The sequence below is a fragment of the Streptomyces sp. LZ34 genome, from assembly GCF_053890475.1.
This window is the reverse complement of record NZ_CM132680.1, coordinates 4,736,862-4,749,840: the sequence shown is the minus strand read 5'-3', so window position 1 is coordinate 4,749,840 and position 12,979 is coordinate 4,736,862. Positions and strand designations below refer to the sequence as shown.

The window sequence follows — 12,979 nt, the reverse complement described above, 5'->3', positions numbered from 1 at the left end:
CCTGGACGCGGTCCGCCGTGCTTCAGACATCCGGAAGAAGATCCAGAAGATCCAGTCGGCTCAGGAAGCGCCCAGGCCAGGAGTACAGCGCGCCACCGAAGGAGAGATTGCGCGTGTAGACGCCCTCCAACAGGATCGCCAGCCCGATATCCAGCCCGTCGACGCCGCCTTCCCCGGCCCCCGAGATGGCGCGCGGATGCCGCCAGGCCGAGCGCGACATCGTGATGACGGCCCCCTCACGCCGCAGCTCGTGCCGGAGCTTGCCGCCGAGCACCCGGTAGCGGTACGAGCGCTCGGCGACCCCGATCCGCAGCGCCCGCCCGCGCGCCGTCACCGCCAGGTGGCGGCGGTTCAGCTTGCCCGTCCACCCGTCGGCGGTCAGCGTCATCCTGGCCAGGCGCGGCCGGTCGCGGAACTCGATGCCGGCGAAGGACACGGGGGGTATCCCGTGTCCCGACACCCAGGCGGCGACGGTGTCCCGGGCGAGGTCCTCCTCCGCCGGGCACGCCAGCTCGACCGGCCCGAAACCGGGCACGGTCCCGGCCCAGGTGTGAGTGGCCCTCTTCCTGAGACGGCCCCGGGCGGAGCCCCTGTGGGTGAGTTCGAACTGGACCGCGTGCTGGCCGGTGTTCATGTGACGCCCCCCTGTACGGCTGCGATGGTGAGGCTACCGCCGTGTCCCCAGCGGCAGGGCGGACGCGGCTCAGCTTGTCGCCGGGGATGGCGGTGAGCAGCGGGACGAGACGGCGTCCGATGTGAGCTGCGCCACTCTCGCGGCCCGGGAAACAGGGTGGTCGGTGGCGGCGTCTCAGATCTCAACAGACTGTGCTCGACAGACCGGCCGATGCGACAGGAGAAGGCCCACCCATGGCAACCACCACCCCCGACCCGCGACCGGACACCACACAAGACCGCATCACCGCGACGGTGGCCTCCCTCCAGGCCGACCTGGCTCGCTCCGAATCCAAAGCGAGCCTGTTACTGGCCCTGGCAGGGGCCGCACTTGTGGCGCTGGGCTCGATGGCGTCGGACCTCCACCCGACCGCTGCGACCGCCGTGGCCGCCGCCCTCGGCGCCGCCGCACTGCTGGCCGCGACCGTGATCCTGCTGCTCGCGGTGCGCCCGAACCTCGACGGCGACGGCTGGACGAGCTGGGTCCGGCTGAGCAACGACCGTCTGCGCGAGCGCCTGGCATTCGGCTACCAGGTGGATCACCTACGGTTCATGGCCGAGCTCGCCACGCGGAAGTTCCGCCTCATCCGGGTCGCGGTTGACTGCATGCTCGCCGGGCTTGGCCTGCTGACGCTCGCGGCCGTCCTCGTCGCGATGACCTGAGCCCCCGAAGAACGGCACCGCGGCCCTTCAGCGAAGGGTGATGACATTGCCGGTGACGAGTGCCGCATCGTCGGAGGTGAGGAACGCGATGGTCTTCGCGACGTCAGCCGGATCGGCAACATGGAAGTGCGTGGCGCTTGATGCGACGAACTGTCGCACCTCGTCCGTGACCCATCCAGTGTCCGTCACGGGCGGGTGCACGACGTTGGCGGTGATGCCGAGCGGGGCCAGTTCCACGGCTGCGGACAAGGTGTAGTCGGTCTGGGCCGCCTTCGCGGCCCCGTAGGACACCTCTCCCGGAAAGCCGAGGTCGCCACCCGAGGTCAGACCAACAATCCGCCCCCAGTTGGCGCCACGTGCCCGATGACGACGGGCCAGCTCGCCGATCAGCAGTGCCGGCGCCATCGCATCCACCGAGAACTGCCGTGACCAGGTCTGCGCGGTGACCGGACGCAGCGGTCGGCCGAATTGGTCAGCCGGATCCGGGGTGAAGGTGTCCTGGATCCACCCTGACGCGTTGTTGATCAGGATGTCGACCGGCCCCAAGCGGTCCTCGGCGACGTCGAAGAGTGTCTCAGGGGTGCCAGGGTCGCTGAGATCCGCTTCGAATGCCTCAGCTCGTCCTCCCGCTCGGCGGATTTCTTCCACCACCTCCGCACCGTCGACGGATCGGTCGCTGTGGTAGCGATCCACCACGTTCGTCGGATCGGAGTCGCGTAGCCGCAGGTAGGTGCAGAGCACCGCAACGCCGCGGGCAGCGAGCGCCCTTGCCGTCGCAGCCCCGATGCCCTGATTCGCGCCCGTCACGATCGCGACATGGCTGGTCTTCAGTGTTTCCGGCATGGCGTCACTCCTGGCAATTATCTCAGTCAGGGCCTGAGGTGTTCGAGGGTGAACTCCGGCAGGGCGTACGGACCGGCCTGGGGTTCGGCGGGGTCGGCCGGGCGGTCGGACCCGGGGATGTCCCCGGCGTGGAGTTCCGCGTCATCGACGGGGGCGTAGTCCAGCACCGCCGGGTCGGGGAGCTCCCAGAAGCGGCGGGTGTTGGCGGAGACGGCGTACACCGTGGCGAAACGAGTGGACGCCGGGGCGGTCAGCGCGGCTCGGATGAAGCCGATGGCATCGCGCGGGCTCAGCCAGGTCGCCAGATGGCGGGGCTCGGTGGGCGCATCCTCGAAACTGCCGATGCGCAGGCACACCACGGACAGCCCGAACTTGTCGGCGTACAGCTGCCCCAGAGCCTCGACGGCCACTTTGCTCACCCCGTACAGGCCGTCGGGGCGTACCGGCTCCTGCGGCCCGGTGCGATGCCCGGCCGGGTAGAAGCCCGTCGCGCGGTTGCTGCTCGCCAGTACCACCCGCTCGATCCCCGTGCGCCGCGCCGCTTCCAGGACGTGGTGTGTGCCGAGCACATTGGCTTCGAGCAGAGCCGGAAGAGGCGCCTCGTCCGGCACACCGCCGAGATGAAGCACACGGTCGGCCCCCGCGAGCGCCGCCTCCACGGCGGCCGCGTCCCGCAGATCGACGGTACGCACCTCCTCATTCCCGGCCTCCGGCCGGAGCGCCACCCGGTCCAGCAGAATCAGCCGCTCCGCCTCGCCCCGCAGCGCCTCCCGCACCACGGACCCGATGTTTCCCGCCGCGCCCGTGACCGCCACCGTCCCCAGACCCACTACGCCCCCTTCTGGGCGGCGGCGCGGCGCTGCCGCTTGCCCAGGGGCGCCTGGGAGAGGTCCTCGGCGCTGGACCTGAGGTTCTTGTAGCCGTAGCCGCGCTGGGTCAGCCATGCCTCCGCCGCGCCCTCGGCGCGCTCGGTCGCGGTCAGGATGTCCTCCTCGGCCTCTCCCGAGTCCAGGAAACGGAAGGTGAAGGCGGCCCGAGCGGCGATGTCGTAGCTGAGGTACCCCTCCGGGGTGAACGCCGCGCGTAGCACGTCGTGCTCAGCGGCGCGGGCCAGGAGTTCGGACCGCTGCTCGGTGCTCAACCCGTCGAAGACGCCGCGGACGGTGATACGGAAGGTGCGAGTGGCCATCCCGCGAGCCTATGCAGCGAGACCGGTGTGGCTCCACCGTGTTTTCCACCTCGGCCTGGCAGCGGAGGATGGGCCGATGACGATCGAGATTGCGGACATGGCGGCGCGGCTGGCGGAGGTGCCGGGCGTGGTCGGGGTGATGCTCGGAGGGAGCCGGGCGCGGGGTGAGCACGCGCCGGACTCGGACTGGGACCTGGGCGTGTACTACCGGGGCGCGCTCGATGTGGAGGGGCTGCGGGGGTTGGCGGTTGAGGTGGTCGGTGGGCCGGTGGAGGTCGCGGGGCCAGGCGGGTGGGGGCCGTGGGTGAACGGCGGGGCGTGGCTGGATGTGGACGGCCGGGCCGTGGACTGGATCCTGCGGGATGTGGATCGGGTGCGGGCGGTGTGGGAGGACTGCCGCGCCGGGCGGTACGAGGTGGGGACGCAGGTCGGGCATCCGCTGGGTTTCTGGTCGCCTTGTTACGTGGGTGAGGTGGCTATGGGGCGGGTGCTGGCCGATCCGGGCGGGGAACTGGGCGAGTTGCGGGGCGAGGCGGGGCACTATCCGGAGCCGTTGCGGGAGGCTCTGACGGGGGTGGTGTGGGAGGCCGGGTTCCTGGTGTCCAACGCCGCCAAGTCGGCCCCGCGCGGCGATGTCCTGCATGTCTCGCTGTGTCTGTCCCGGGCCGTCGGGCTGCTCGTCCAGGCGCTGTTCGCCCATCACCGCCGCTGGTGCCTCAACGAGAAGGGGGCGATGGCGGCGGTGGCGGGGATGCCGGACACGCCTGCCGGGTTCGCCGGGCGGGCGGAGTCGCTGCTGGGGGAGTTGGGCGGTGGCTCGGGGGAGTTGGCGGCGCGGGTGGCCCGGGCGGGTGCGCTGGTGGATGAGGTGCGGGCGGTGGTGGGCGGGTAGCGGACGTTGCCCCCGGGGCAGGCCGCATGCCTGCCGGCAATGACCTCGACAGCTAGTCAAGTTTGACTAGTTGGAGTCCGCGGCCTACCGTCTGGCGCATGGTCGAGAAGATGATCCCCATCCTCCCCTGCCCGTCGATCCCCGAACTGGTGGAGTTCTACGAGCGCCTCGGCTTCGCTGTAGACCACCTGCAGACCCGCCCCAACCCGTACGCGGCGCTCAGCTACGGCGACGACATCGAGGTGCAGTTCTTCGGCCACAAGTCGGTTGTCCCGGCCGAGTCCTGGTCCACCTGCTACATCGCCACCGATCGGGTCGATGAGCTGTACGAGACCTTCCGGGCCCGGCTCAAGGCCTCCTTCGGCCGCATCCCGACCCGTGGCATCCCGCGCATCGGGCAGCTGAAAGACACCTCGTACGGCATGAGGCAGTTCCTGATGACCGACCCCGGCGGCAACTGCCTCCGCATCGGCCAGCCCACCGGCGCCTCCCTCGAGCACGCACCCGCGCCGAAGGAGCCCCTCGCCCGCGCGGTGCACAACGCCTGGCTGCTCGGCATCTCCAAAGGGGACCCCGCCCAAGCCGCCCGCATCCTCGATCACGCCCTCGCGAAAGAGGCCCCGTCCGGCCCCGCCGAGCACTACCGCGCCCTGATCCTGCGCGCCGACCTCGCATCCCAACTCGACGATCCCGCCACGGCCCACGCCCATCGCGCCGAGGCCGCCGCCCTCACGCTCACCGAAGCGCAGCGGACGGAACTGGCGGACGAGCTCTCTCGCGCGGCGGACCTCGCGGCCGACTTGGGGAAGGGCTAGCGCCGAGGCGCCAGGGGCGACGGAAAAGGGGAGGCTGGTTCCAACGGGCCGCTGGCAGGATGTCCGCGTTCAACACTCGATAGGGAAGGACCCGACGACGTGGCTCGTGCCATCACGCTGATCCGCTCCGCCTCCTTGTCCGATGTCGCCGAGTACGCCTATGCGGCCACGGCGCCCGCCGAGTCCCGCCTGATCTTCCTTGCCGGGGCGTGTCCACTGAACGACGACGGCTCGACGGCAGCGATCGGGGACTATGCGGGTCAGGCGTTGAAGGCCGTCGAGAACATGCAGGCCGCTCTCGCGGCCTCCGGCGCGTCACTCCAGGACGTCATCAGCACAAGGGTCCTCGTCGCATCGGCCCGGCAGGAGGATCTGGTAGCTGCCTGGGAGGTGGTCCGGGACTCGTTCGCCGACCATGACGTCCCCAGCACTTTGATGGGTGTCACTGTGCTCGGCTATAAGGACCAGCTCGTCGAGATCGAGGCCGTCGCCGCGGTGCTCGATTCTTGAGGGGCCCAGTGACACCAGCGGCCGACTGTGACCTGGTCGCAGCCGCCTGGCGGAGTCTGACCGCCTGGCCTGCCGAGCACGCTCCCACCTCCTATGCCTCTCTCCTGCCGCCAGGACGGAAGAGGAGATCGCCACGGCCGATTCCCAGCTGAGGCAGTACCTGGGGTACGGGCTGCCCACGGAGCTGTGGGCGCTGTGGCGGCTGTGCGGTGGCGTGGAGCACCAGTACATCGAGGCCGACGAGGAGGCGGGCGAGGTCGGCTCCGGCCGCCCGGCGGCGTCGCCATCGAACCGGCCGACCACGGACTCGGCCGCTCATGCGGCGGCTCCACCGCCAAGCTGCACCTGGCGGTGGAGCAGAGGCATATGCGCCCTAGTCCTCGCCAGAGAAACGCCCCCACGCGGACTGGCGGGTCATCCCCAGCGTCTCCCCGATGCGTGCCCAGGTCACTCCCAGCGCACGCGCCTTGAGCACCCATTGAGCCAGGTTTCGCTCGACCTGCGCCCCCGCAGCCGCGATCAGCGGCAGACTCGCCAGCACCACCTCGGGGCTCGTCACCTGGTCCCACGGGGCAAGTTGCGGTCCGCCCTCCGCGGGCTTCCCCTCGATCACCGTCGAGCAGAGAGCCACGCACTCGTCACAGATAAACACGCCCGGTCCGGCCACGAGCGTGCCGACCTCGGTGTTCCGCTTCTGACAGAACGAGCACGCCGCGATCACGGACTCATTTGCCGCGGGCGACATCCGATCACCTTCCCCTCCGTGTCAGGTACTTCCTGACGGCGTCAGGTGTGACCTTACAGTGTCAGGAGGTGCCTGACAGCGGGGGTCGTGCAATCCCACGTGGGCTCGTCAGAACCGGCCTTTGGGCATACGCCCCAGTGCGCCACCGCCTCCGGCCAATCCCGGGTCTACCAGGCCGGCCGCGACCAGAACCTGCGCGGCGAGCAGGTCGCTGCGCGTCGCGTCGAACTCTCGCGCGCTGCCGGATCGGGTCCCCGCGTGACCGCCTTTGACCTCCGGAACTGGGCCTACTGCCTCTGTCGTTGGTGAGTTCAGGCGGGGCAGGCCGTCTGTACTCCGGCGCCGCCACGGCTCGCTGCCCAGCAGCGGTACGCATGAGTTTGCGGTGGATATGGGACGGGAGATGGGTTTTCGACCAGGAGAACCGTCTCCACCAGCGGCTTCGCATGCTTGTCCACCCGTCGGGCGTCGACGTGTCCCCTTCTGCCCTGCGCTTCCTGTCCACCCGCCTGCGGCGGCACCGTCGCGCGATCGGCTCCCGCCGGCGGCGCCTGAGCGCCGGCCGCCAGGCCCTGCTCACACTCGCCCACCTGCGGGTGGGACACACGTATGCCCAGCTCGCAGCCGGATTCGGCATCGGAACCACGACCGCCTACCGGTATGTCACCGAGGCTGTCGAACTCCTGGCCGACCTCGCGCCCACCCTGGCCGACGTGATACAGGCCGCGTCGACGAAGGCGTTCGTGATCCTCGACGGCACCCTCCTGCCGATCGACCGCATCGCCGCGGACCGGCCCTTCTGCTCCGGGAAACGCAAGAGGCACGGGATGAACGTGCAGGCCCTCACGGATCCCCTCGGCCGGCTGCTGTGGGCGTGGGCGGAACGGTCCGCACCCCCTGCTGGGGCCGCTGGGAAACCCTCTGAAAGGTGAGGCTGCGGGCGGTCAGATCTGGTTGAGGCCGCCGTCGACGAAGAGCTCGGTACCGGTGACGAAACTGCTTTGGTCGCTGGCGAGGAAGAGCGCCGCGGCGGCTGCCTCATCTGGGCGGCCCATGCGGCCCAGGGGAATCTGGCTCGCGAAGAAGCCCCATAGCTTGGCTGCCTCATCCGGATTGGGGGCGAGGCCGGCGTTGCCGGGTGTTTCGATGGGCCCGGGGACGAGGGTGTTGACACGGATCTTGCGATGCCTGAGCTCATTGGCCCAGGTTCGGGAAAAAGAACGGATGGCTGCCTTGGACGCGGCATAGACGCCGAACGCTTCGCCACCGGAACCCGCCGCGGTGGAGCCGGTGAGGATCACTGAGGCTCCGTCATTCAGTAGGGGAAGCGCCTTTTGGACGGTGAAGAGCATGCCCCTCACGTTGGTGCCGAAGATAGTGTCGAAGTGCTCTTCGGTGACATGCTCCAGGGTGGAGAATTCGCCACCGCCGGCGTTGGCGAAGAGCACATCCACGCGCCGTCCCTGGTCGGCGACGGCAGCGTAAAGCCGGTCGATATCGGTGAGATCGGACACGTCGCCCCGGACGCCGGTGGCGTTCGAACCGATCTCGGAAAGTGCAGTATCAAGTGCCTCCTGTCGTCGCCCAGAAATGAACACATGCGCACCCTCGGCGGCGAATCGCTTGGCGCTGGCCAATCCGATTCCACTGTTACCACCGGTTACGATGGCGGTCTTTCCATCAAGTTGCCCCATGACAGATCAATGCTCCAGTTCTGTGGGATCAGAGCCGGCCAAGATATCCCTGAGCACATCGGCCAGCGTTATGCACTCCAACTCGGCGCGAACGGCTTCCTCGACCCGCGCGTACGCGAGACGCATCACGGGCCGGATACCGGAACCGATCGGACAGTCGAGATTGGGGTCAGAGCGGTGCACGGCGAACAGCGGCGCCGGCTCGATCGCCTCGTACACGTCCCGCAGGGTCATGTCTTCCAGCGGTCTGGCGAGTACCCATCCCGCCTCAGCGCCCCGTCGAGAGTGCACCAGCCCGGCATCACGCATCCGGCCAAGCAGTCGCCGGATCACGACGGGGTTGGTATTGACGCTACCCGCGATCCTCTCGGATGTCGCGATTCCACCCTCGCGTCGATGGTGCAGTTCGATCCACGTCAGAGCGTGTGCTGCCACGGTGAGCTGGCTGTTTCCCGCCACGAGGCCACCTCCTTCAAAGTAACCATAATGGTTACATCGGATGCCGTCAAAGGGTCGCCGACAGAAGACGCGAGCGGGGACTTCGAGGACCCGAGCAGCAAGGGAAACCGCCGTAAGGGCGCGTCGCCCGGCCGATGGGCGGTCAGGAGCGGGCCGCGGAAGAGAGACGAACGAGAGTCGAGTAGGGCCCGGGCGCCGTCAGCTCGGCGGGGCCGGGCGCTCGACTACGAGGACGCCGCGCGGCTTCACCACGTTGTCAGCCCAACCGCCAAGCTCCTGCAGCAGGTTGGAAAGAGCTCCGTGGCTGATATTCGCCACAAAGCTACTTACGGTTCGCGTGACTCGGGCGCAGATAAATGGGGGGGTGCTGCCCTCAGGCGTTTCTTTGGGAGCGTCGATATTGTTCCAAGAGGTCCTTGGCGAAAAGTGTCCAGGGATGAGTCGGGCCGAGTGCTCTGGTCCGGCCTTCTACAAGTTTTTCCCCGTGCTCGATCGCCTCTGTGTATTGGCCGAGTGCGCCCAGAATCATGCTTAGCGTTGATCTGGCGTTCAATGCGATTGGGTAATCAGAGCCAAAGCGTTGTACGTACTTCGCAAAGGCCGAGCGGACGTATGGTAGCGCCTCAGTGTTTCGCTCGCCGTGATGGAGCGCGCACGCATAGTCGAGCTCCGCGCCCAGCGTGATGGTGTGGTCTTCTCCTAGCTCGCGACGGCAATCCGTGACCACGGTCGAACCTGCGGTGGCCTCGGTCGGCTGTGTGGTTTGATCCAGCAGGGATGACCGCGCAAGAAGTGTCAAGGGATGTGCAGGCCCGTATAGTTGGGCGTATCCCTCTGCTGCGCGTCGAATCAGCGCGATGCCATCCGCTTCACGGTCAAGGTTGATCACTGGACTGGCTAGCTTCAAGCAAGTTCCAAGAGTTTCTGATGCCTCTGGACCCAGCGCCCGTTCGCAGTCTTCCAGTAGGTTGAGGTACAGGGCCTCGGACTCCTCGAATCGACCAAGTCGAAAAAGAGCCCGCGCCACGCGCTGACGCAACCTGATAACCAACACATGGTCTTCGCTCAGCCGTGGATTCACCAGTTCCACAGCCTCGCTGCCCAAGCTGAGAGCTGAGGCATAGTCGCCAGCCCTGTGGACAGCAGTGACGAGCCGAAGAGCACACTCTGCCGCCGCTTCCACCGTCGATTGACTGGGCGCCCAATTCGCTGTTCTCCGCAGTAGTGCGATCACATGCGGCGCGAGCAGGTTCACGCGGGGTTCCTGCGCCCCTCGGTCGGGCACCTCTGGCAAGGCAGAGAGAAGTAAGCGGGCGGCCGTAGCCGAGAGCTGCTCGCGCTGGTCAGTGGGCGTGGTTCGGGCCACGCTGTCGAGGAGTACGCCGTGGGTGCGTAGGCAGCGCATCTCCCCAGACACGAGCTCGGTCAGGGAGTGATCAAGAAGTCCGCGCAGGGCTGATTCAACGCGAAAAGCCGGGAGTGTCGGTTCGAGCTCGACTCCGGAGAGGACCGACAGCGGCAACGGATCACTGGACCAGTAAGCGAGGAGGCTCAGAAGGCGGCCCGCTTCGGGCAGGCCTTGGGTGGCGAGGGCATCGAGGGACAGCTGCCAGGTGTGGCTGAGCAGGTGACGCGAGTCACCGCCGATGGCTGCGGCGCCCTGGTCGATGAGCTCGATGGGATCGGTGGGGCTGAGACCGGAGCCGCCGCCGTCCAGTCGGCGACTGTAGTCCGCGAGGGTCCATGGGTCGATCACCTGGTGGGCAAGGAATCCGCCGGCCAGGGTGAGTGCCAAGGGCAGCCGTCCGAGGCGGTCGGCGACCTCCCCGGCGTCTTCGACCGATCCGGCATGTGGCGCAAGGTCGCGGAGAACGAGAGCGGCATCCTCGCGTGGAAGTACGCCGAATTGAAGGAGTTCGGCACCAGGCCACCAGTGAGCTGCTGCTTGCCGGGTTGTGACGACGACGGTGCCGACCGGGCTGGTGCGCAGCCAGCCACCATCGCGGAGGATGGCGGGGGTATCGGCATTGTCGAGGACCAGCAGCCAGGGCTCGTCGGAGTGGTCGAGATAGTGCCACACGAGGTCGGCGGCGGGGCGCAGTCCGCTGCGTGCTCCCACCAGTTCACCGTCGGTGGCTCCGCGGTCGGCTGCGACGGCGAGCATCCCGGCCCGCAGAGAGGCGGGGTCGGAAGCATTGACCCACAGCCCGAGTCGACCCGCCTCGCCAGTGGCGTGGTGGAAGAGCGCGTAGGCAACAGCGGTCTTGCCGCATCCGCCCAGGCCGTGGAGGACGTAGACGCGGTTGCCGACGCCAGGTTCAACGGCGGCGCGCAGTCGGTCCATCTCCCCGACTCGGTCGCGAAGCACTGCGGGAGCACGGCCGACCGCCGGGCGGCGTACGGAGTCGGGCCCCGACCACTCGGGGGCGTGATGGTGGTGCTCGGTGATGTGCTGGTCACCGGAGGCTTGATAGACGCGGCCTTGGCCATCGGCCCAGGCGTCATTGCGGCCGGTCATCGTGGGCCGAAGTTCTGGTCGCGGCCGGCCTGGTAGACCCGGGCTTGACCTGAGGCGGTGGCGTGCTGAGTCACCGATGGAACTTCGGGCGTGTGCGGGGCCAGTTCGTTCAACAGCGTCCGCAACGCCTCCATCTCCTCGGGGTGTGCCACGAGCAGCCGCCGGACGCGTCCCTGCCACTCGGCGCCCAACTCCTCGCGAGAGTCGAGGTCACCATTGGCCTGTGCAGTGAGCAGGTCGCTGCGCGTCGCATCGAGCTCGGCGGAAATTGCGTCAGCCCGGTCCGGCTGAGCACGGCGCCACAACGAGGCGAAGCCTTCTCTGACGCTTTGCCACGCCTCGGTTGTCAACATGGTGATCAGGGTCGTTCCCGCCGTACCCGCCAGCGCGACCATCTCCGGATCCACGAACTCGCCCCTCCAACCAGCCGCTGTTCCGTCGCCCCAGCCTAGCCAGCGAGCCGGGCAAACGCACTGGATCTGGGGCCGCCCAGGGGATCAGTAGCCGCGCAAGGCATCGACCAGGGTGCGCGCTTGAGGTGCGCCGCGCCGCAGGAGCAGCGCTGCGGTGGTGTGCAGTTCGTCCCAGGCGTGGGGGCGTCCGACATCGGCCGCGTCAGCGGCACAGTCGACTGCGGTCTGTACCGCGAAGTCGACGTGACCGGCTGCGGCGAGCGCATGGGCCAAGCAAGCGCCGTACCAGGCGCGGTCGCGGCGGTACTGAACGGGCAGGACGCTGATTCCCGTACGCAGTAAGTCGACAGCGCCGTCCCAGTGGCGCAGATGCATCTCGGCCATGCCTCGTTGCAGCGTGAACCAGTTCTCGCCGTAGAAATACATCCACGGTGGCTCGTCTTCGGGCCTTTCTGCCGCGCGGTAGATGAGTCGCTCTGCCTCGTCGAGGAGTCGATGGGCCGCGTCGGCCTGGCCCGCCAACGCGTGGCCACGGGCCTGCATTTGCGCCGCCATGCCTTGGACACCCAGAGAGACCTCCGGGGAAGCCCTGCGCGCGGCCTGGCCGAGGCGGACGCACCGTTGGCCGTTCCCTGCTGACCAGGCTAGATGCGCCTTCATGCTGAGAGTCGTCGCCGCCATATCGGACTCGTCGGCTTCCAGAGCCCACTCGTGGGAGCGGTCGTACCAGGCGAGGGCGGCGGCTGAGTCGCCCTGGTCCTGCGCCATCCAGGCGAGGAACTGCGCGTGTTCGGACGCGAGCCGTACAACCCGGGTCGTCAACACGCCAGATGTGCCTGCGTACAGATCGGCGACGATGCTCAACTGCCGTCGCATGATGCCGACGATTGGCCTCGAACCGAGGTCGTCCTCTGCCCGGCGATGCTCGGCGAGTAGCCGGTCGAGCCAGTCCAAGGTCGCGTGGTCGACCCTCGCGGGGGACGCCACGACTTTCGTCAGCCGGTCGAGCAGATCGGGGTCGGGAGCGAGGGAAGTTAGTCCGAGCGAGGGGACGGGCGTCGGAATCGGTCGCGGAGCGCCGGTAAGAAGCTCGGCTGGAACGCCCAACCCGTCGATGATGCGTTGCCGCACCTCCGAAGAGGTCACTCGCCGCCGCCCGCGTTCGATCTCGGAGACGTCGGATTGTGCCAGTCCTACGAGCGCGCCGAGTCGGGTCTGGCTGGTGCCGGTCAGCTGACGCCACACGCGGAAGAGCTGCTGCCAGTTCTCGTCGGCGGCTGCGGCGGCCAGCCGGGGGTGCGTCCATAGGTTCGGTGCCGGTTCTGGTGCCGACTGGTTCACCATGGCTTCGACTATAGGGCGGTCCTATAGGGAGCTGGGCTGGTCGGCGATGGCTACCCCTCGAAAAGGTGGATCGGACGCAAGACAGCCGAACCAGTCCGGAGCCGCCATCTCATGTCCGCGATGACGATCAAGGTGTACAAGGTCAATCCCGAGACGGGGAAGCGGACGAGTGTCTGCTCATTATCGTGCCCGCCCATGGCCTATGGCGATCCATTCAGCCTG

The 12,979-nt window shown here is 68.1% G+C and carries 14 protein-coding genes and 1 pseudogene; 5 read left to right on the top strand and 10 right to left on the bottom strand.

Features of this window, described 5'->3' with window-relative positions; translation table 11 throughout:
• Positions 1 to 22: 22 nt before the first annotated feature.
• Entirely contained in the window at positions 23 to 634 is a 612-nt protein-coding gene (locus ACWY4P_RS18515; RefSeq protein ID WP_456211657.1) for a hypothetical protein, read from the bottom strand.
• Positions 635 to 867: 233 nt separating this feature from the next.
• On the opposite strand from ACWY4P_RS18515, the gene ACWY4P_RS18510 reads away from it, so the two are divergent.
• Complete coding sequence (locus tag ACWY4P_RS18510) at positions 868 to 1,335, top strand: Pycsar system effector family protein (RefSeq protein WP_456211656.1); 468 nt, start codon at positions 868 to 870, stop codon at positions 1,333 to 1,335.
• A 27-nt stretch (positions 1,336 to 1,362) separates the two neighbouring features.
• On the opposite strand, the gene ACWY4P_RS18505 is transcribed toward ACWY4P_RS18510, so the two are convergent.
• From ACWY4P_RS18505 to ACWY4P_RS18495, 3 genes are read right to left on the bottom strand one after another with little or no spacing between them, the layout of a single operon-like run.
• Positions 1,363 to 2,178: an SDR family oxidoreductase gene (locus tag ACWY4P_RS18505; RefSeq protein WP_456211655.1), complete on the bottom strand. Its 816-nt coding sequence runs from the start codon at positions 2,176 to 2,178 to the stop codon at positions 1,363 to 1,365.
• Between the two features lie 26 nt (positions 2,179 to 2,204).
• Positions 2,205 to 3,008, bottom strand: a complete 804-nt coding sequence (locus tag ACWY4P_RS18500) for an NAD-dependent epimerase/dehydratase family protein (protein ID WP_456211654.1) — start codon at positions 3,006 to 3,008, stop codon at positions 2,205 to 2,207.
• A complete protein-coding gene (locus ACWY4P_RS18495; protein ID WP_456211653.1) occupies positions 3,008 to 3,367 on the bottom strand; it encodes a DUF6204 family protein in 360 nt (119 codons plus the stop codon). Before ACWY4P_RS18495 ends, ACWY4P_RS18500 begins: the two co-directional genes overlap by 1 nt.
• 76 nt (positions 3,368 to 3,443) lie before the next feature.
• On the opposite strand from ACWY4P_RS18495, the gene ACWY4P_RS18490 reads away from it, so the two are divergent.
• The 3 genes from ACWY4P_RS18490 (at position 3,444) to ACWY4P_RS18480 (ending at position 5,584) form a co-directional block, all read left to right on the top strand.
• Positions 3,444 to 4,259 (top strand): nucleotidyltransferase domain-containing protein, encoded by an 816-nt coding sequence (locus ACWY4P_RS18490; protein WP_456211652.1) that lies wholly within the window; start codon positions 3,444 to 3,446, stop codon positions 4,257 to 4,259.
• Between the two features lie 98 nt (positions 4,260 to 4,357).
• Entirely contained in the window at positions 4,358 to 5,074 is a 717-nt protein-coding gene (locus tag ACWY4P_RS18485; protein WP_456211651.1) for a VOC family protein, read from the top strand.
• Between the two features lie 99 nt (positions 5,075 to 5,173).
• Positions 5,174 to 5,584 carry a RidA family protein gene (locus tag ACWY4P_RS18480; RefSeq protein WP_398530354.1) on the top strand — a complete coding sequence of 137 codons (411 nt, stop codon included), beginning with the start codon at positions 5,174 to 5,176 and terminating at the stop codon, positions 5,582 to 5,584.
• A gap of 373 nt (positions 5,585 to 5,957) precedes the next feature.
• On the opposite strand, the gene ACWY4P_RS18475 is transcribed toward ACWY4P_RS18480, so the two are convergent.
• Positions 5,958 to 6,329 carry a ClpX C4-type zinc finger protein gene (locus ACWY4P_RS18475; protein WP_456211650.1) on the bottom strand — a complete coding sequence of 124 codons (372 nt, stop codon included), beginning with the start codon at positions 6,327 to 6,329 and terminating at the stop codon, positions 5,958 to 5,960.
• 446 nt (positions 6,330 to 6,775) lie between these two features.
• On the opposite strand from ACWY4P_RS18475, the pseudogene ACWY4P_RS18470 reads away from it, so the two are divergent.
• Positions 6,776 to 7,204, top strand: a pseudogene (locus ACWY4P_RS18470) (transposase family protein); the annotation flags it as partial.
• A gap of 69 nt (positions 7,205 to 7,273) precedes the next feature.
• Here ACWY4P_RS18470 and ACWY4P_RS18465 read toward each other — a convergent pair.
• From ACWY4P_RS18465 to ACWY4P_RS18445, 5 genes are all read right to left on the bottom strand, one after another.
• Entirely contained in the window at positions 7,274 to 8,023 is a 750-nt protein-coding gene (locus ACWY4P_RS18465) for an SDR family NAD(P)-dependent oxidoreductase (protein ID WP_456211649.1), read from the bottom strand.
• A gap of 6 nt (positions 8,024 to 8,029) precedes the next feature.
• Entirely contained in the window at positions 8,030 to 8,482 is a 453-nt protein-coding gene (locus tag ACWY4P_RS18460; protein ID WP_456211648.1) for an Rrf2 family transcriptional regulator, read from the bottom strand.
• Positions 8,483 to 8,855: 373 nt separating this feature from the next.
• Positions 8,856 to 11,000, bottom strand: coding sequence for a tetratricopeptide repeat protein (locus ACWY4P_RS18455; RefSeq protein ID WP_456211647.1), 2,145 nt, complete (start codon positions 10,998 to 11,000; stop codon positions 8,856 to 8,858).
• The gene (locus ACWY4P_RS18450; protein ID WP_456211646.1) at positions 10,997 to 11,407 is read right to left on the bottom strand and encodes a hypothetical protein; all 411 of its coding nucleotides are present in this window, start codon (positions 11,405 to 11,407) and stop codon (positions 10,997 to 10,999) included. The genes ACWY4P_RS18455 and ACWY4P_RS18450 overlap by 4 nt, the downstream gene beginning before the upstream one ends.
• A gap of 90 nt (positions 11,408 to 11,497) precedes the next feature.
• On the bottom strand, positions 11,498 to 12,757 hold the full coding sequence (locus ACWY4P_RS18445; protein ID WP_456211645.1) for a helix-turn-helix domain-containing protein: 1,260 nt from the start codon (positions 12,755 to 12,757) through the stop codon (positions 11,498 to 11,500).
• Positions 12,758 to 12,979: the final 222 nt, after the last annotated feature.

Coding starts and splice junctions, on each gene's coding strand:
- ACWY4P_RS18515 (WP_456211657.1), bottom strand. CDS start 634: ATGAACACCGGCCAGCACGCGGTCCAGTTCGAACTCACCCACAGGGGC.
- ACWY4P_RS18455 (WP_456211647.1), bottom strand. CDS start 11,000: ATGACCGGCCGCAATGACGCCTGGGCCGATGGCCAAGGCCGCGTCTAT.
- ACWY4P_RS18495 (WP_456211653.1), bottom strand. CDS start 3,367: ATGGCCACTCGCACCTTCCGTATCACCGTCCGCGGCGTCTTCGACGGG.
- ACWY4P_RS18510 (WP_456211656.1), top strand. CDS start 868: ATGGCAACCACCACCCCCGACCCGCGACCGGACACCACACAAGACCGC.
- ACWY4P_RS18490 (WP_456211652.1), top strand. CDS start 3,444: ATGACGATCGAGATTGCGGACATGGCGGCGCGGCTGGCGGAGGTGCCG.
- ACWY4P_RS18465 (WP_456211649.1), bottom strand. CDS start 8,023: ATGGGGCAACTTGATGGAAAGACCGCCATCGTAACCGGTGGTAACAGT.
- ACWY4P_RS18505 (WP_456211655.1), bottom strand. CDS start 2,178: ATGCCGGAAACACTGAAGACCAGCCATGTCGCGATCGTGACGGGCGCG.
- ACWY4P_RS18445 (WP_456211645.1), bottom strand. CDS start 12,757: ATGGTGAACCAGTCGGCACCAGAACCGGCACCGAACCTATGGACGCAC.
- ACWY4P_RS18475 (WP_456211650.1), bottom strand. CDS start 6,329: ATGTCGCCCGCGGCAAATGAGTCCGTGATCGCGGCGTGCTCGTTCTGT.
- ACWY4P_RS18485 (WP_456211651.1), top strand. CDS start 4,358: ATGGTCGAGAAGATGATCCCCATCCTCCCCTGCCCGTCGATCCCCGAA.